This window comes from Natronomonas pharaonis DSM 2160, assembly GCF_000026045.1.
GTDB classification, from domain to species: Archaea; Halobacteriota; Halobacteria; order Halobacteriales; family Haloarculaceae; genus Natronomonas; species Natronomonas pharaonis.
The window spans coordinates 259,306-275,239 of record NC_007426.1; the positions used below are offsets into that span (position 1 = coordinate 259,306).

The 15,934-nt window shown below is 65.4% G+C and carries 15 protein-coding genes; 8 read left to right on the plus strand and 7 right to left on the minus strand.

Going from position 1 to position 15,934, the window contains the following annotated elements; genetic code table 11:
- Nucleotides 1–3: 3 nt before the first annotated feature.
- The gene (locus NP_RS01315) at nt 4–624 is read left to right on the plus strand and encodes a DUF6663 family protein (protein ID WP_011321984.1); all 621 of its coding nucleotides are present in this window, start codon (nt 4–6) and stop codon (nt 622–624) included.
- A gap of 19 nt (nt 625–643) precedes the next feature.
- Here NP_RS01315 and NP_RS01320 read toward each other — a convergent pair whose 3' ends face one another.
- On the minus strand, nt 644–1,006 hold the full coding sequence (locus NP_RS01320; protein ID WP_011321985.1) for a response regulator: 363 nt from the start codon (nt 1,004–1,006) through the stop codon (nt 644–646).
- 151 nt (nt 1,007–1,157) lie between these two features.
- Between NP_RS01320 and NP_RS01325 the strand changes: the two genes are divergently transcribed.
- The 3 genes from NP_RS01325 (at nt 1,158) to NP_RS01335 (ending at nt 2,997) form a co-directional block, all read left to right on the plus strand.
- A complete protein-coding gene (locus NP_RS01325) occupies nt 1,158–1,577 on the plus strand; it encodes an acyl-CoA thioesterase (RefSeq protein WP_198408094.1) in 420 nt (139 codons plus the stop codon).
- A gap of 184 nt (nt 1,578–1,761) precedes the next feature.
- Nucleotides 1,762–2,154 carry a hypothetical protein gene (locus NP_RS01330; RefSeq protein WP_011321987.1) on the plus strand — a complete coding sequence of 131 codons (393 nt, stop codon included), beginning with the start codon at nt 1,762–1,764 and terminating at the stop codon, nt 2,152–2,154.
- Nucleotides 2,155–2,235: 81 nt separating this feature from the next.
- Complete coding sequence (locus NP_RS01335; protein WP_011321988.1) at nt 2,236–2,997, plus strand: SDR family NAD(P)-dependent oxidoreductase; 762 nt, start codon at nt 2,236–2,238, stop codon at nt 2,995–2,997.
- On the opposite strand, the gene NP_RS01340 is transcribed toward NP_RS01335, so the two are convergent.
- Nucleotides 2,990–3,295, minus strand: coding sequence for a hypothetical protein (locus NP_RS01340; protein WP_198408095.1), 306 nt, complete (start codon nt 3,293–3,295; stop codon nt 2,990–2,992). The genes NP_RS01335 and NP_RS01340 overlap by 8 nt on opposite strands.
- Before the next feature lie 92 nt (nt 3,296–3,387).
- Here NP_RS01340 and NP_RS01345 point away from each other — a divergent pair, with 92 nt between their 5' ends.
- Both NP_RS01345 and NP_RS01350 read left to right on the plus strand, forming a co-directional pair.
- Nucleotides 3,388–3,576 carry a DUF7333 family protein gene (locus tag NP_RS01345; RefSeq protein WP_011321990.1) on the plus strand — a complete coding sequence of 63 codons (189 nt, stop codon included), beginning with the start codon at nt 3,388–3,390 and terminating at the stop codon, nt 3,574–3,576.
- Between the two features lie 85 nt (nt 3,577–3,661).
- Nucleotides 3,662–4,603: a putative sodium/potassium/calcium exchanger gene (locus NP_RS01350; protein WP_011321991.1), complete on the plus strand. Its 942-nt coding sequence runs from the start codon at nt 3,662–3,664 to the stop codon at nt 4,601–4,603.
- A gap of 12 nt (nt 4,604–4,615) precedes the next feature.
- Here NP_RS01350 and NP_RS01355 read toward each other — a convergent pair whose 3' ends face one another.
- Nucleotides 4,616–5,968: an MFS transporter gene (locus NP_RS01355; RefSeq protein ID WP_011321992.1), complete on the minus strand. Its 1,353-nt coding sequence runs from the start codon at nt 5,966–5,968 to the stop codon at nt 4,616–4,618.
- Nucleotides 5,969–6,086: 118 nt separating this feature from the next.
- On the opposite strand from NP_RS01355, the gene NP_RS01360 reads away from it, so the two are divergent.
- Nucleotides 6,087–7,163 (plus strand): anthranilate phosphoribosyltransferase, encoded by a 1,077-nt coding sequence (locus NP_RS01360; RefSeq protein ID WP_011321993.1) that lies wholly within the window; start codon nt 6,087–6,089, stop codon nt 7,161–7,163.
- Between the two features lie 67 nt (nt 7,164–7,230).
- Nucleotides 7,231–7,821 (plus strand): TetR/AcrR family transcriptional regulator, encoded by a 591-nt coding sequence (locus NP_RS01365; RefSeq protein ID WP_011321994.1) that lies wholly within the window; start codon nt 7,231–7,233, stop codon nt 7,819–7,821.
- Between the two features lie 6 nt (nt 7,822–7,827).
- Here NP_RS01365 and mutL read toward each other — a convergent pair whose 3' ends face one another.
- From mutL to NP_RS01385, 4 genes are read right to left on the minus strand one after another with little or no spacing between them, the layout of a single operon-like run.
- Entirely contained in the window at nt 7,828–9,966 is a 2,139-nt protein-coding gene (gene mutL / locus NP_RS01370; protein WP_011321995.1) for a DNA mismatch repair endonuclease MutL, read from the minus strand.
- Nucleotides 9,967–10,025: 59 nt separating this feature from the next.
- The gene (gene mutS, locus NP_RS01375; RefSeq protein ID WP_011321996.1) at nt 10,026–12,659 is read right to left on the minus strand and encodes a DNA mismatch repair protein MutS; all 2,634 of its coding nucleotides are present in this window, start codon (nt 12,657–12,659) and stop codon (nt 10,026–10,028) included.
- A gap of 53 nt (nt 12,660–12,712) precedes the next feature.
- Entirely contained in the window at nt 12,713–15,448 is a 2,736-nt protein-coding gene (locus NP_RS01380; RefSeq protein ID WP_011321997.1) for a TRAP transporter permease, read from the minus strand.
- Nucleotides 15,445–15,933 carry a DUF1850 domain-containing protein gene (locus NP_RS01385; protein WP_011321998.1) on the minus strand — a complete coding sequence of 163 codons (489 nt, stop codon included), beginning with the start codon at nt 15,931–15,933 and terminating at the stop codon, nt 15,445–15,447. The genes NP_RS01380 and NP_RS01385 overlap by 4 nt, the downstream gene beginning before the upstream one ends.
- Nucleotide 15,934: the final 1 nt, after the last annotated feature.

Genomic DNA, 15,934 nt, shown 5'->3' on the forward strand with positions numbered 1-15,934 from the left:
CATATGCAGGGCGCGCCTACTGCGGCTGTGACCGACGACGAACGCGGCCGGTATCGGGTGCTACCGGGGCGAAACGACGACGAGCGGCAACTACTGGCCGTCGACGGCAGCGAGGTCGTCGCCGTGCCGGCGACAGCGGTGGCGACGGCCGATGTCGGCAACGTCGTCGCCGCCGGCCTCGGATGGGAGACAGAGCCGCCGGCGGTACGCGACGTGACCGTCGAGACGGCGACCCGGTTCCGGTTCGAGCGGACGACCGAGGCGATGTTCGAGGCCGCCAGAAACTGCTTCGAGCGGGCGCAGGCCGACGGCGAGGCGATGAACTCCCGTGTGACCCACGGCACCGACGGTGACCCAAACGGCGTGGTTTACACCTTCGCGGAACAGCCCGGCGAGCAGGACCTCTTTGCCGAGTTTCGCGACGGCACGAAACCGCTGGAGCCGCTTGTCGCCCGGGCGGCCGACGGCGAAACGCCACCGTTTTCGGTGTGGGTACTCGACCCGGAGCCGCCGTTTGTGGCCGTCTACATCGTCCTCGACCCGGACGGACTGTTAGAACAGACGATGCGGGAGACCTATCTCGGTGACGGCGGGCTTGCGGAAAACATCGAGCAAAAACAGTAACGCAGCGTCGACAGCGCTGTTAGGACCCGACGAGCGTCGTCGCCGTATCAAGCAGTTCGTCTTCGTCGAAAGGCTTCGTAACGTACTCGTCGGCCCCGGCGCGGACCGCCTCCTTCATTTTTTCGGCTTGCTCGACGCTTGTACACATCATCACCTTCGTGTCGTCGGTACGGTTTTTGATTTCGCCTGTGGCCTCGACACCGTCCATCTCGGGCATCATGATGTCCATCGTCACGAGGTCCGGTTCCTTCTCCTCGAAGAGTTCGACGGCTTCCTGCCCGTTTTCGGCCTCGCCGACGACCTCGAAACGGTCGCCGAGCGCGCCCGTGATGATGGTCCGCTGCAGCGAGGAGTCGTCGACCACGAGTACTCGTTGTGTCATAGTGGCTGTTCAGGTTACCAATAGTACGCGCGTCTCGCTACATAAGTCTCCGGCCGGTATCGGCATTCGAGCGTGGGGGCTTGAGGCGAGGCGCCGCACCGAGAACGGGGGCTGGCGTGGGTTTATGTTCCCAGCGCGCCCCGGTCGTGCTATGCACGACGTCTACGAGAATACGGTCCGGTTTGCGGAGACGGACAAGCAAGGTATCGTCTTCTACGGCAACTACGCGACGTATCAGGACGAGACGTTCACTGCGTTCATGGAGGTCGTCGGTTACCCCTACGAGGAACTCAAAGAACGGGGCTGGGATGTCCACGTCGTCAATCTGGAGTTGAGCTACCGGAAGCCGGCCGAGTTCCGCGAGCAGTTGACCAACGCGATGCGAGCCAGCGCGATACGGGACACCAGCATCGAGTTCGATTACGAGTGCCGCAACGCCGACGGTGACCTGCTCGTCGAGGGGACGGTCACACACGTCACCGTCGACGAGTCGGGAGAGCCGACGCGGGTCCCTGAATCGTTCCGGGACGCCATCGTTGAGTTCCAAGAGGAGCCTCCGGAGCCGGTCTGACGGCAACGACCGACCCGATTATTTATTACAGTCACGCAGCATCGACGGCGTGACCTGAGAGCCAACGGCGGTCCGCCGAGGCGGGTGGACGGCGCACGGGCCGCCGCAGCAAGCGCCGTCTGTTCGCCACACGCCATGGCCCGAGCGCCGGCAGTTTCTTTCGGCTGTAGACGCTCTGTCGAGTATGGCCGCATCCGACGACATCGGCGCGCGGCTCGAACGGCAACTGATGAGCCACGGCGTCTACGTCGAGCGGTACGTCCGCGAGGGGGAGACGCTCCACGTCGAGTACGAGACGGCAGCGGCGGGACTCACAAAAGGCGATATCGGCAACGTCTGTGCGGAGCTTCGGGAGGCCGTCAACGCCGGATGGGACCCCTCTGACTGCCGGTTTTGGGTCTTCGACACGAACGGCGGCTTCTGCGGTGACTGGCGCGTTCGAGCCGGCTGGTTTCGGGCGCTGGACCGCGGCGACATCTCCGAGACGGATTTTTCGACGCTGGTGCTTTCGACCCGGGAGCCGGCAGCGGAGCCGCCCGCCGAGCGGCCGGCGTTCGGTGGCGGGAAGACACACTGACGCACTCGGTGTCGTTTTCTCGCGGATATGGAACCAGTATCGTTAGGTGAAATTTATATAATATGCTACCATCGTACGACTATGAGGTTCGAGAACGATACGGTGTTTATCACCGGAGCCGGGTCGGGAATCGGTCGCGCGACCGCGCTGAAGGTCGCACGCGAAGGCGCGTTCGTCGTCGCAACGGACATCAACGAAGACGGCGGTCGTGAAACAGTCGATGCCGTCGAGGATGCGGGCGGTGACGCCGCCTTCCACGAACTCGACGTGACCGATGCCGACGAGTTCAAAGCGGTTGTGGAGACGGCCGCCGACGAGTACGGCCTCGACGCCATGATTAACAACGCCGGCGTCGGCCATCCGCCGGCCTACACCGAGGACGTGACCGAAACGACCTTCGAGTACGTACTGGACGTTAACCTCCGTGGCGTCTGGAACGGCTGTCAGGCGGCGCTCCCACATCTCAAGTCGCAAGGTGAGGGGGCTATCGTCAACGTCGGCTCGCTGGCGTCGTTCCTCGGGTTGCCGAAGCAGGCCGTGTACTCGCTGACGAAGGGTGCTGTCCTCAATCTGACGCGGGCGATAGCCTCCGAGGCCGGCCGCGATGGCGTCCGTGCCAACGCCGTCTGCCCGGGATTCATCGAAACGCCGCTCGGCGACCAGTTCTTCCAGTCGAAGCGGGACCCCGAGAAGGCAAAGGCCGAGACTGAAAAGCAGTATCCGCTCGGCAGACTCGGCGAACCGGAGGAGGTCGCCGACGCGATAGCCTTCCTCGCGTCCGACGAGGCGTCGTTCGTTTCCGGCCACGGGCTGGTCGTCGACGGCGGGTTCTCGGTCAGCTAACCCGCCACAGCACCCGGAGGTTGTTGCCGACGGCGACCAGACCGACGACAGCGATAGCGGCCGGCACTGCGGGCTGGTACGGCGGCGGGACAACCGTCCGTGTCACAGCGTAGAAAGCCCCGAGCAGACCGAGTTTGAAGAGCCCGAAGCGCCACGCCGACGGCGCGGGGCCGAACAGCCGCCGGGTCAGCGGGGCTGCCTCCCGAACGTGCTCGTGGCGGGTGCCCGCGACGGTCGTCACGAGGTCGCCGACGCCGTACAGAAGGACGGCAAGCGCCCACAGCAGCGCCGAGTACACGGGAAAGAAACGAACGGAGGCCCGCATACGCCTGTCGGTTTCGTCCGTCGAAGCGACCGAATTATGTTCTGCCACGTCCAACGGAAATCCGTATGCAGTTCAACCTACCCGTCGCGCTCGGCGCACTGCTCGTCATCGTCGCAATCGGTGCCGGCGGCCTCGTCGCGAGCGGAATGATGATACTGGAAACGACACTGATGATGGTCGTGCCGTCGATGGTCGTCTTTGGACTCATCGCGTTCGGGCTCGGGGTCAAGCACGGCGAGTACCGAGCGGCGTAGGCCACGCCGAGCGAGGTATCGGTCACTCAAATGTTCGCTTTACCTATCCCCGTGTTTAATGCGAAACGGCGGCGGAACAACAGGTATGCGACGACGAACGGTACTTGCGCTTGCCGGCGCGGCCGGAACGGCCGGGCTAGCAGGATGTCTCGACGACGTGCTCGGGTCCGAGAACGGTGACGAACCGGAGCCCGAAGACGACCCGGACGACGGCGACTCAAGCGGTGAGGGGAACCAACCTGAGGACGATGAAGAACAGACCGGAGACGAGTCGGAGGACGACCGGGACCGCTCTCCCGAGGAAACGGTCGTCGCCTTCTACGAAGCCATCGCCGACGACGATGTCGAGCGCGCCAACGAGCTTCGACACAGCGACGGTATCGGTCCGTTCGAAGAGGAAGACCTCGACGGCGAGCCGACCGTCGAGGAGACCGAACTCGTCGAATCCGACGACGAAACGGCGACTGTCGAGGCGCTCGTCGTGCCTGACGGTGCCGAAGGTTCAGTCGTGTCGCTCGTCACGCTCGAACGGGAAGACGGGCGCTGGCGAATCGTCGCCATCGGAAGCCCACAGGAGGGCGATAAAACGGAGCTGACACCGAACGCTGCTTTCGAGACCGAACGTGAAAACGGCAGCCGACAGATTATCCACACGGCCGGCGACCACATCAAGGCCGCGAACCTCCACATTCGTGGCGACGGCATCGAAGAAACCGGCTCGTGGACCGACCTCGGTGGGAGAGCAAGCGGCACGGTCGGCGACGAGCCGGCCGTAACCGCCGGCGATAGCGTCACGGTCGGCATCAGCGACGACTACAGCATCAGTGTCGTCTGGGAGGACGGCGACACCGCGGTCACGCTGATGGAGATGGCCGGCGCGTCCGATTCGGCGACGGAATCCGGCGACGACGGGGCCGAAAGCGGGAACGGAGGCGAGAGCGACAGCGATGAAGCCAATGGCGACGGCGAAACAGCCGAATCGGACACCGACTCGGACGAAGAGAGCGGAGCGTCCGACGACGAGTAAGCCACCCAACAGCTATCCGGCGACCGCCGCTTCGAACTCGCGGCCGAAGGCGAGAAACACTACCAGCCCGGCCAATCCGATGGCCGTCGCGGTCAGAAACGCTGTCTCCGGTGAGACAGCGTATATCGCCCCGCCGATGGCTGCAGAGGGGATGACGACGACGTTTCTGACGAGATAGTAGCTGCCGGTGACGCGGCCGCCACTACCTGATTCAGCGGGGCCGACGATGAGCGCCTTGTGCGCCGGGAGCCCAGCGAACCGGAGCCCGGAAACGGCAAACAAAAGCGCCAGCACGGCGGCGTTGTCCGGCGCGTAAATGAGCACCGCCGGAAAAATCGCGTAGACGGCGAAGCCGACAGCAACGACCGGTTTCAGGCCGACACGCCGGGAGAGCCGCGAGACAGGGAGCATGATGAGCAGCGCGACGAGCATTTCGATTGCCAGCAGGACCCCGAAATACGCGTCCGGCGAGAGGCGGCCGACGACCGGCAGCGACACACCTACTTCGAGGAACTCGGTGACGACGATGATAAAGAAGACGTAGACCATCCCGTTGCCGAACCGGACGAGCGTGTCGGCGACGAGCAGCGGCCGGAGTTCAGATGGCATCGACCGGAGGTCATCGACGACTGCGGAGACGCCCGCAAAAGATTTGCCGAGCGTGTCCTCGCTGGCGTCGTAGAGGAAGTGCTGTGCCAGTGTCGCAACGAGGCCGAACGCCGCCGCGACTGCCAAGACGATGCGGAAGCCGACCTCGAACGTGAAGACGGCGAGAATCCCGGCAGCAAGGAGCGGCCCGAGCAGAAACGCCGTCCGGCGGAAGGTCTCGGTGCTGGCAAATCCGGTCGCGAGTTGGTCGGGGGAGACGGACTGTTTGACGATGGCGAACGTCGCCCCCAAGCCGAACGATTTCCACGCCTGTGCGAAGACGAGGCCGAGGAAGATACCGACCGGCACCACCGCCGGTTCGAGCCAGCCGATGACGACCTCGCGGCCGAACACCTCACGCTCTGTTCCGACCGGCGGAACGACGACGGTGCCGAAGGCGTCGGCAAACAGCCATATCAGAAACCCGGCTGTCGACAGCAGCCCGAAAAGCGTCAGCGCGGTTCGGGAGCCGATGCGGTCGGAGACAGCACCGCCGGGGTAGGGATAGAGGGCGCTTATCAGGTTGCCGAACGCGCCGAACAGACCGATTGCGACCGCTCCCGCCCCGAGAACCGACATATACCGGGGGATGTATCGGCTCGTCATCTGGAAGCCGAGGCTGAAGGCGAACATCGCGACAGAGAGCACGAGTACGTCGCGTTCGAGCGCCAGTAGCTGTCTACCCGTCCCGCGGAGGCCGGTCGGACCGGAGCCCATAGAGAGGATTCAGCCGGCGATAGAATAAATCGGTCCACAATACAGGGTGTGACGGAAGCCCGTCGCGCACATACCGTAGTTGACGGCGATTTGCCGGCACGCGCCGGCTGTTTCACGTATGCTTACCGAGAAACAGGAATTCGGAGATTGGCCGCTGAAGCGACTGATGACAGAGGTCGTCGGAACCGGCATCAAATCAGCCGAGGACATGTCACGGGAACAGGCGACCGACGCCTTCCGGCGAATCGTCGCCGGCGAGCCCGATGAGACGACGCTCGGGGCCTTCTGGCTCGCCAACCGCTGGAAACGGAACACGCCAGAGGAACTGGCGGCGTTTCTGGACGTGATGCTCGAATCGGTCGAGCGGGCCGAGCCGAAGGCTGACCCTGTCGACTGCGGCGCGAACTACGACGGCAAGGCCGAGACGGCGATTCTCGGCGTCGCCGCCGGGGCTGTCGCAGCGGGGGCGGGAACGCCGGTCGTCGTTCACGGCGGCGACCGCATCCCGAGCCAGAAGTCGCCGGCCTACAAGGACGTCCTCGACGAACTCGGCGTCACGACCGAACTCGACCCCGAGGAATCGGCCGCGATGGTCGACGAAACCGGCTTCGGCTTCTATTTCCAGCCGGCGTTCAATCCCGCTATCGACGACCTCTATGACCGCCGCGACGAGATGGGTGTTCGGACCTTCGTCAACACCATCGAGACGCTCGCCAACCCCGCCGGCGCGTCGGTCCACCTCGGCAGCTTCTATCATCTCACCTTCGCCGAGAAGGTCATCGACACGATACGGGCCGCCGAGCGGAGCCGCTTTGACCGCGCCATTCTCTTTCAGGGGATGGAAGGATACGACGACATCCGTCCCGGCTACACCAAGGTCGCCGAGTGGGCCGACGACGGCGCACTCGACGACGTGATGAACGACTACGAGATAGAGACCGCAGAGCTCGGAATGGACTTCGAGTACGACGACCTCGCCGTCGACGACATTGCGGCTGACTCGGCAGCTATCACCGAGGCTGTCCTGACCGGCGAGCGAACAGACCAGTTCCGCGACGCCGTGCTTCTCAACGGCGCGTTCCGCATCTACGCGGGCGGCGACGCCGACAGCTTCGAAGCGGGGCTGGACGCCGCCGAGCGCGCGCTCGACGACGGGAGCGCAGCGGCCGTCCTCACCGACCTGCAATCGTTCTGAGCGGGGCCATCGGAGGGGCTTTTCGAACCCGAACCATTGAAGCCCCTAACTGACCACTCAGTCAGTAATGGTCGAGGAGACGCGGGAGCGCATCATGGAGGCAACCTACCGGGCGCTCTGTGACAACGGCTACGCCGCGCTGACGATGCAGGACATCGCCGACGAGGGCGACTGCAGCAAGTCGCTACTGCACTATCATTTCGATACGAAAGAGGAGCTACTCGCCTCGCTCTTGGCGTATCTTCTCGAACGCTTCGAGGAGCGCGTCTCCGCGGACCCGGAGACGCCGCGCGACCAACTTGCCGACCTCGTCGGCCTGTTTCTCTTCGGCGACGGCGAGCGAAGCCGCGAGGAACACCGCGCGTTCCACACCGCGCTGTTGGAACTCCGCGCGCAGGCCATCCACAACGAGACGTTCCGAGAGCAGTTGGCCGAAAACGACGAGCGAATCCATGCGACGGTTGCCGCCGTCGTCGAACGCGGCGTCGAAGAGGGGCAGTTCCGGCCAGTCGACGCTGAACGGCTGGCGGCGCACGTACTGGCTGCGATTCAGGGCGCGCGAATCAGGTGGGTCACGCTCGGAAACGAGGCGGGCCTCGAACTGGTCTACGGCGCGCTGGTTGAAGGACTCATCGACGGCTGGCTGGTCGTCGAGTAGCGTCGCCTACTCACGGCGGTCGCCGTGGCCCGGATAGTCACGCTCGAACCGTGTCTCGATTTCTTCGCGTGGGAGTTCGAGGACCGTCGGCCGGCCGTGCGGGCAGGCGTAGGGGTTTTCACAGTCGTCCAGCGCCGACAGCAGCCCCTCGACGGTGCCCTCACGGAGCGACGTATTGCCCTTGATTGACGGGTGGCACGCGAGGTCGCCGAGAAGGTCATCAACGACCGCCGCCACGGTGCCGTCCGGGTCGCCGCCGGTGAACTCTCCGAGCAGGTCCCGCGCCAACTCCGGCATCGCATCGCCGGCCGCCTCGACAAGCAGCGCCGGAGCCGTCGTCACCGTTAGCGTTCGGTCGTCATCAGTCCGAACGCGGAACCCGAGTCGCGAGAGCGCCTCGCCGTACTCCTCGACGAGGGCAGCCTCGCGGGCGGTCAGCGACACCGACACCGGCTCGGCCAGCGCCTGTGTCGTCAGGTCGCCGTCAACGGCGGCCTTGAGCCGCTCGTAGTTGATTCGCTCGTCGGCGGCGTGCTGGTCGATGAGCACCAACCCGTCGTCGGCCTCGGCGACGAGGTAGGTGTCGTCGAACTGTCCGAAGACGGTCATCGACGGCAGCCGGTCGAAGGTTTCGGGCGTCCCGGTCGTCGTCTCGCCGTCGAGGGTCCGCTGGGTCGTTGCCGCCCGGAACCGGTCGGTTCCATCGGACGCTGAGGCCGCGGCATCAGCCGTAGATTCCGAATCGGCATCGTCCCGGGCGACGGCCGGGGACTCGCCAGCCGTCGGCGGGGCGGCGTCTGCAGCAGCATGGCCGGGCGACTCGTCCGGAGAGGAAGTCGGAGACGGAGCCGGACCGTCGTTGGAGGCGTTGGCTGGCCCGGTGGCGTCTGACTCCGTCGTTCCGTCCGAGGAGGCAGTGACGTCCGGCTCCGTACCGCCGCCCGAAGCGGCTGGCGGGTCACTGCGCACGTCGTCGGCGGCGTTGGATTGCTCCGTCGAATCAGCGGCACGTCCCGACGTGGACGAGGAGCCGACGGCCGGGCGGCGACGATGCCCCGATTCGGTCCGGGGCGGCTCCTCGTCGGCGGGAATCTCGGTCTGCTCGGGGGCAGACTGGCCCCGTGGTGCGCGGGACCGCAGGAGGCCAGCGTCGAGAAGCGCCGATTCGACGGCGTTTTCGACCCGCTCGCGGACCGTTTTCTCGTCCGAAAAGAGGACTTCGAGCTTGCGCGGATGGACGTTGACATCGACGCCACCGGGCGGCAGGTCTATATCGATGACGGCGAAGGGATATCGGTCGGCAGCGAGCTGGCGGCCGTAGGCCTCGACGATAGCCTCTCGGACGGCGCTGGCGGTCACATAGCGGCCGTTGACCAGCGTCGTCATGTAGTCGCGGCCGGCGCGGTTCGTCTCGGGATGGCTCACAAGACCCGCAACGCCAGCAACGGGGCCGTCGTCCCACGACTGCTCGACGGAAACCATCGATGCGGCGACCTCGCGGCCGTAAACTTCGAGGACCGCGCTCTGTCTGTCGCCGTCGCCCGGTGTCGCAAACGTCTCCCGGCCGTCGTGGTCGAGGCGCACGGCCACGTCGGGGGCAGCGAGCGCGTAGCCGGCGACGACCTGCTGGACGTGGTCGAACTCGGTCGTGTCGGTCTTGAGGTATTTTCGGCGGGCAGGGACGTTCTCGAACAGTGCTGTCACTTCGACCGTCGTCCCTTCGGGGCAGCCGACCGGCCCACAATCGACGACATCGCCGCCTTCGACGACGAGTTCGGTGCCGCGGGTGCCGTCGCGGGGTTTCGTCCGGAGCCGGAGGCGGGCAACCGAGCCGATGGCGTGGAGCGCCTCACCCCGGAAGCCGAGCGTACCGATGGTGTCGAGGTCGCTGACGTCCCGGAGCTTGCTGGTGGTGTGTTCTTTGACCGCCGCGCGGGCGTCCGTCTCGGACATCCCGACGCCGTCGTCGGCGACGACGATGCGGTCCTTGCCGCCGGCCTCGACGGTCACGTCGACCCGCGAGGCGTCGGCGTCGAGAGCGTTCTCGACAAGTTCCTTGACGACCGAGGCCGGTCGCTCGACGACCTCCCCGGCGGCGATTCTATCCCGCGTCTCCGCGTCGAGTTCCCGTATCTCCGGTGCCATCGTCGAGGTTGTTGTCTCTCCTCGCGCCGTCCCCCTAACGCTGTCGGCGAGGAACCGCGTCACTCGCCATCGAGCCGCTGTTGCCACTCCTGTACCCGGGCCATCAGCTCTACCGGTGGCGTCTCGTCGACTTCGAGGTCGGCGAGTTCATCGACGACGGCCGCTGTTTCGGGGTCGAGTTCGCCGCCCTCGTCGCTGTCGGCGCTGTTGTCGCCGTTCTCGCGGAACTGGCCGTCCGAGAGGTCAAACACCGTCTGTACCGGCTCGCCGGAGTCACCGCCCTTCGCCTCGACGGCCCGGTCCTCCCGAAGCCGCGAGAGCACTGCGCCGGCGCGGTCGACGACCGGGTCGGGAACGCCCGCCAAGTCGGCGACGTGAACACCGTAGGAACGGTCGGTCGCGCCGGGCTCGACCGTCCGGAGGAAGGTAACGTCGCCGTCGCCGTCTTCAGGGTCGCCCGCGACGGCGACATGGACGTTTTCGACGCGCGGGAGCTCATCGGCCAACGTCGTCAGCTCGTGGTAGTGGGTCGCAAAGAGCGTGAACGCGCCAACCTCGTTGTGCAGGTACTCGGTAGCCGCCCACGCGATAGAAATGCCGTCGTAGGTGGCGGTGCCGCGGCCGACCTCATCAAGGATGACGAGCGAGTCCTCGGTGGCGCTGTGGAGGATGTTCGAGAGTTCCTCCATCTCGACCATAAACGTCGAGCGGCCCTGTGCGAGTTCATCGAGAGCGCCAACGCGGGTGAAAACGCCGTCCACGAGGCCGACGCGGGCGCTGTCGGCGGGGACAAAGGAGCCGACCTGCGCTAAAAGCGTAATCAGCGCCGCCTGCCGCATGTAGGTCGATTTGCCGGACATATTCGGCCCGGTGACGAGTAGGAAACGGCGCTCGCGGTCGAGATAGAGGTCGTTGGGAACGAACTGGACTTCGGTCTCGACGACCGGATGCCGACCGGCTTCGATATCAATAGCTCGTGTGTCGGTCAGTTCCGGCCGGGTCCAGCCGTGCTTTGCGGCGTGGGCCGCAAGCGAACAGTAGACATCGAGTTCCGCAAGCGTCCGGCCGACCCGCTGGAGGAGTTCGGCCGAGTCGGCGACCGACTCCCGGAGCCGGCAGAAGGCCTCGTACTCGCGGTCCCCGCGGACCTCTTCGAGACGGAGAATCTCCCGTTCCTTCTCGCGAAGCTCCTCGAAGACGTACCGCTCGGCGTTTTTCAGCGTCTTGATTCCCTCGTAGTGGTCCGGCACCGCATCGGTTTCGGATTTGCCGACCTGGATGTAGTAGCCGTCCGTCTTGTTCCGGTCGACGGTAACGTGGGTGAGACCGTGGGCCCGTTTTTCCCGCTCGGCGAGCGTCTCGAACCACTCGACTGCGGTCTCGTGGCGCTCGACGAGGTCGTCGAGTTCCTCGTCGTAGCCGCGTCGTATCAAACCGCCCTCGTGGAGCGTCTTCGGCGGGTCGTCGGCGAGCGCCTCCAGTTCCGACCGGAGTGTCTCGACGGCCTCGACATCGAGGTCAGCAAACAGGTCGGCGACCGGTGATGACGACAGCCGGGCGGCGTCGTCGATACGGGTCCGCAGGTCCTCGACCAGTCCCAGCGTCTCACGGGCCCGAAGCAACGCATCGGCATCGGCGTTGCCCGCAACGGCTCGCGAGGCGACCCGTTCGAGGTCGTAGGCCGACGATAGGGTCTCTCGAAGCGCCTCCCGTGCCAGCGCGTCGCCGACGAGCGCGGCGACAGCCTGCTGTCTGCGGTCGAGTTCGCCACGGCGCTTGAGCGGGCGCTTGAGCCACGCTTCGAGCAGCCGGCGACCGGCACTGGTCTCGGTGTGGTCGACGGTCGCAAACAGAGTCTGTCCGCCCTCGGTCATCGGCTCGGTCAGCTCAAGGTTCCGCTGTGTGGTGCCGTCCAGCGAGACGTGGTCGTCGGGGGCGTACGCCTGCAGCCGCGTTATCGACGCCAGCGCTCCGACGCCGGTCTCGTCGACGTAGTCGATGACCGCACCGGCGGCCGCGACGGCAGCATCGCTTTCGAGGCCGACGGCATCGACGGCGTCGCCGAACTGCTCGCCGAGGCGAGCGCGAGCGCGACCGGGCGCGAACGCGTCAGTATCGTGGAGCGTGAGCCGGCCGTCGAGCCGCTCGCGCAACTGTCCGAGGAAACTGTCGTCGGTCCTGACTGTGGGGCCGGGGAGCAGCTCGACCGGACCGAATCGGTAGAGTTCGGTCAGCGCACGGTCGGCTGCGTCAGGGCCGGAAACGGCCGTCGCCCGGAACTGACCGGTGGTGATATCACAGAGCGCCAACCCGTATTCGTTGTTCTCGTAGACAACGCTAGCGAGATACTTCGCGTCGGCATCGTCCGTCTCGACGAGCGTTCCGGGCGTGACGGTTCGGGTAACTTCCCTGACGATGCCGTCGTCGGTCTCCCGTTGGTCGGCGACGGCGACCCGATAGCCGCGCTCGGCCAGCGCCTTGAGGTACGGCGTCAGGTCGTCGACCGGGACGCCGGCCATCGCGTAGCTCTCGCCGCCCGACGAGCGCTCTGAGACCTTCAAATCGAGTTCGTCGCCGACGAGTTCGGCGTCCTCGCCGAAGAACTCGTAGAAATCGCCCATCTGCATCGCCAACAGGTCGGCCGACGCCGACGCTCGCAACTCGAAGTACTCACCGACGATGCCCGAAGCCATACCCGTATCGGGGCCGGCCGGCCGCTAAAACGTGACGGGTCGCGTCGGGAGGCCTATGACGCGGTCGGCGAGGCCGGCTCCGACGGCGATTCCTTCCGGCCCTCTCGGCGCCCCTTTTCGAGGAGCGTAATGAAGAGCGCGGCCCCGACGCCCCGGAGGAGCAGGTCGGCAGCAAGCGTCTCAAGCACGACCGAAACGCCGAGCAGCCCAAGCAGTGACTCGGTCGGCAGGAGTACGAGACCCGGAACCGAAAGCAGCAGCGCGGCGACGCCATACAGGACCCGCTGGACGCGGGAAACCGGCGCACGGAAGTAGCCGATGATGCAGATACCGAGCGCGTAGACGCCGGCGAACATCCCGAGTATCGGAACGACGACTTCGGGGACGAAGAACCCGAAGTCGGTCACGTCGGCCCACGAGAGCAGGTTCGTCTCCCCAGGGTCGCCGTCGGGGCGCAGCAGCATGATTCCGGGAGTAAAGACGAAGGCGAAGGGCACCAGTATCTTGTTCAGCGACAACAAGAAGGCCTGAATCGCCGTCTCGATGGGTTCGGACTTGGCGACACCGCTGGCGGCGAAGGCAGCCACCGCGACCGGCGGGGTCACGTCGGCCATCAGCCCGAGATAGAGGATGTAGAGGTGGACGGCGAGCAGCGGCACCCCGAACTCGGGGAAGGCCCGGCCCAACATCGCCACGAGGATAATGTACATCACTGTCGTCGGCATCCCCATTCCGACGATGATAGCGGAGACGCCGGCAAGCAGCAGCAAGACCACGAACGAACCGGCGCTGACGGTGACGATAAGCCGGGCGAGGTTCGGCCCCAGACCGGTGAGGCCGATAATACCGGGGATGATACCAGCCGCGGCGACGGCGACGACGACGACGGTTGCGGTGCGTGCGCCCGCCTCCATCGATTTGAGAATGAACGTCGCGAACCGCCCCGCCCGCGAGGCGGCGACAGGTCGCCCGAGGCGGTCGTCGATAGCGTCGGCGGTGTCGTCGACGGCCGAATCGAGGCTGAGCAGCGGTGCCGTGCCGGAGCGGTCGTACAACAGCACGGCAACGCCGAGGAGAATCGCAATCGCATCGAGGTCGCCGAGGCCCGCACGCAGCGCCGCAGCAACCGGAAGCGACTCGCCGCTACCGCCGAAGGCGAGCGTGATGAGCCCGACGCCGGCGGTCGCGTAGCTGGCGATGTTCGCGGCGAGGGCAACCGCGAGACCACCGGCGATGATGCCGCGGGTTCGCTCGTTGTAGGCGGCCACGAGCGCAACGATAGCAATCGTCGCGACAATGGTCAGCCACCCGGCACGACCGATAGAGAGGCGAGCACCGACGATGTAGTACAGCAACAGTACGATGGGGAAGAGATAGAACCAACCCCGCTTGATGTGTGGTTTCAAATCAAGCAGCTGTTCGCGGGCAAGCCCACCGATGTCGTGTTTTGCCGCCTCGAAGTGGACCATCACCCACATGCCGAAGAAGAAGGCAACGGCCGGAATCGTGGCCGCGACGATGACATCACGGAACGGTGTCCCGGTGTACTCGACGATGAGAAACGCCGCTGCGCCCATGACCGGCGGCAGAATCTGGCCACCTGATGAGGTCGAGGATTCGACGGCACCGGCGAACTCCGGCGAGTAGCCGGACCGCTTCATCAGCGGAATCGTGAACGCGCCGGTTGTGACCGTGTTGGCGACCGACGACCCCGAAAGCATCCCCATAAAGCCCGAGGAGACGACGCTCGCTTTCGCCGGGCCACCCTTTCGGGTGCCGGTCAGCGAGTACGCGAAGTCGATGAACCACTTGCCGGCACCGGACATCTCCAAGAACGCACCGAAGAGGATGAAGATGTAGATGAACCTGACGCTGACGCTTACGGGGATGCCGAAGATGCCTTCGCCGGTGTACCAGAGATACGAGATGACCTGGTCCCACCGGTTCTCGCGGACCGCGAGCTGACCGATTCCGGCCATGTCGGAGGGGATGAGATATCCGTACCGGCCGTAGAGGACAAAGATAGAGACGAGGCCGGTCAGCAGCAGTCCGAGTGCACGGCGGGTCGCCTCCAGTACCAACAGCACGCCGAGAATGCCGAGCAAGTAGGCGACCGAATAGGTGGCGAGCGGCCCGACCGCGAGCGGTTCAAGCGCTGGGAATATCTCGTCAATGGTCGCGGCGTTTTGCAGTCCCAGCACGCGGATGACGTTCTGGTACTCGTCGTACCGCCTGAAGAAGTACACTACCGGAAGCAGTGCACTGACGATGAGCAGCCCATCGAGCGGCGTGATTCGCTCCTTGTTCGGGTCGAAACAAAACCAGCGGACGGCCCGGCGAAGAAAAGCAATAGCGGCCGCGATAGAGCCGCCGACACGGTTCGAGACCACGTCGAGGAACCCGCCGATAGAGCGGGTAAGCCGTCCCGCGCCGGTCAATGGCGGATACAACAGGAATGCCATTATCAGCGCGAAGGTGACGTGGACCGAGCGTATCTGGAGCGTTTCAAACGAAGTAATGCGGTAGGTACCGGCCAACGGAACCGTGACCTCGACGATGAACCCGCGGGCCGAAAGCCACATCTGGAACGCCGAAAACAGAATGCCGACCACCGCGACGAGAACGACCGACCAGCCGCGGAGGGAGCGCTTCCGTTCGATTTCTTCGAGGATATTCTCCGGGTCCTCCTCGGCGTCGACGGTGTCTGTCGGGGAGCGCTCGTCGGAGCGGTCAGCGTCGGTCCCCGTGTTCGTGGGTCGGTCCTCTGGGTCGGAGCTAGCGTCAGTCATAGGCCATGAAAGAGTCGGTGTTCGAGGTCGAGCGTGATGCTTTCGCCGTCGGCCAGCGCCGCGAGGTCGTACCGCTCGCCGTCGACGACGAGGTCGTGGTCGGCGATGTGACCGGTGGCGACAGTGAGCTGTGCATATCGTTTCGGGGGCGGCTCGTAAACGAAGACGCCGTCTTCGAGCGCGACATCCGCTCGTGACGGTAGTCCGGCACCGAACGACTGGAACTCGCTTCTGGTCATCACGAGTTCGCCGTCGTCGACCGTGTAGACATCGACAACGGGCGTTCGCTCGACGCTGTGGGTGTATTCGATTGCGACCTCGGAGCCCGGCTCGACGGCGACGGCGAGTAGTTCCGTCCCGTCGGTGGCGTCCTCAACGACGAGGGTCTGAGTGCCTACGTCACGCTCCGAGACGACGATACCAGCGGCCGAAGCGACGACGAGAACGGACAGCGCGGCGATGGGAAGCCACGCGCGTCTCGGCATC

What these genes read in the sequence shown, in the direction of transcription:
- NP_RS01315 (WP_011321984.1), top strand. Translation starts at nt 4, where the DNA reads ATGCAGGGCGCGCCTACTGCGGCTGTGACCGACGACGAACGCGGCCGG.
- NP_RS01320 (WP_011321985.1), bottom strand. Translation starts at nt 1,006, where the DNA reads ATGACACAACGAGTACTCGTGGTCGACGACTCCTCGCTGCAGCGGACC.
- NP_RS01325 (WP_198408094.1), top strand. Translation starts at nt 1,158, where the DNA reads ATGCACGACGTCTACGAGAATACGGTCCGGTTTGCGGAGACGGACAAG.
- NP_RS01330 (WP_011321987.1), top strand. Translation starts at nt 1,762, where the DNA reads ATGGCCGCATCCGACGACATCGGCGCGCGGCTCGAACGGCAACTGATG.
- NP_RS01335 (WP_011321988.1), top strand. Translation starts at nt 2,236, where the DNA reads ATGAGGTTCGAGAACGATACGGTGTTTATCACCGGAGCCGGGTCGGGA.
- NP_RS01345 (WP_011321990.1), top strand. Translation starts at nt 3,388, where the DNA reads ATGCAGTTCAACCTACCCGTCGCGCTCGGCGCACTGCTCGTCATCGTC.
- NP_RS01350 (WP_011321991.1), top strand. Translation starts at nt 3,662, where the DNA reads ATGCGACGACGAACGGTACTTGCGCTTGCCGGCGCGGCCGGAACGGCC.
- NP_RS01355 (WP_011321992.1), bottom strand. Translation starts at nt 5,968, where the DNA reads ATGGGCTCCGGTCCGACCGGCCTCCGCGGGACGGGTAGACAGCTACTG.
- NP_RS01360 (WP_011321993.1), top strand. Translation starts at nt 6,087, where the DNA reads ATGCTTACCGAGAAACAGGAATTCGGAGATTGGCCGCTGAAGCGACTG.
- NP_RS01365 (WP_011321994.1), top strand. Translation starts at nt 7,231, where the DNA reads ATGGTCGAGGAGACGCGGGAGCGCATCATGGAGGCAACCTACCGGGCG.
- mutL (WP_011321995.1), bottom strand. Translation starts at nt 9,966, where the DNA reads ATGGCACCGGAGATACGGGAACTCGACGCGGAGACGCGGGATAGAATC.
- mutS (WP_011321996.1), bottom strand. Translation starts at nt 12,659, where the DNA reads ATGGCTTCGGGCATCGTCGGTGAGTACTTCGAGTTGCGAGCGTCGGCG.
- NP_RS01380 (WP_011321997.1), bottom strand. Translation starts at nt 15,448, where the DNA reads ATGACTGACGCTAGCTCCGACCCAGAGGACCGACCCACGAACACGGGG.
- NP_RS01385 (WP_011321998.1), bottom strand. Translation starts at nt 15,933, where the DNA reads ATGCCGAGACGCGCGTGGCTTCCCATCGCCGCGCTGTCCGTTCTCGTC.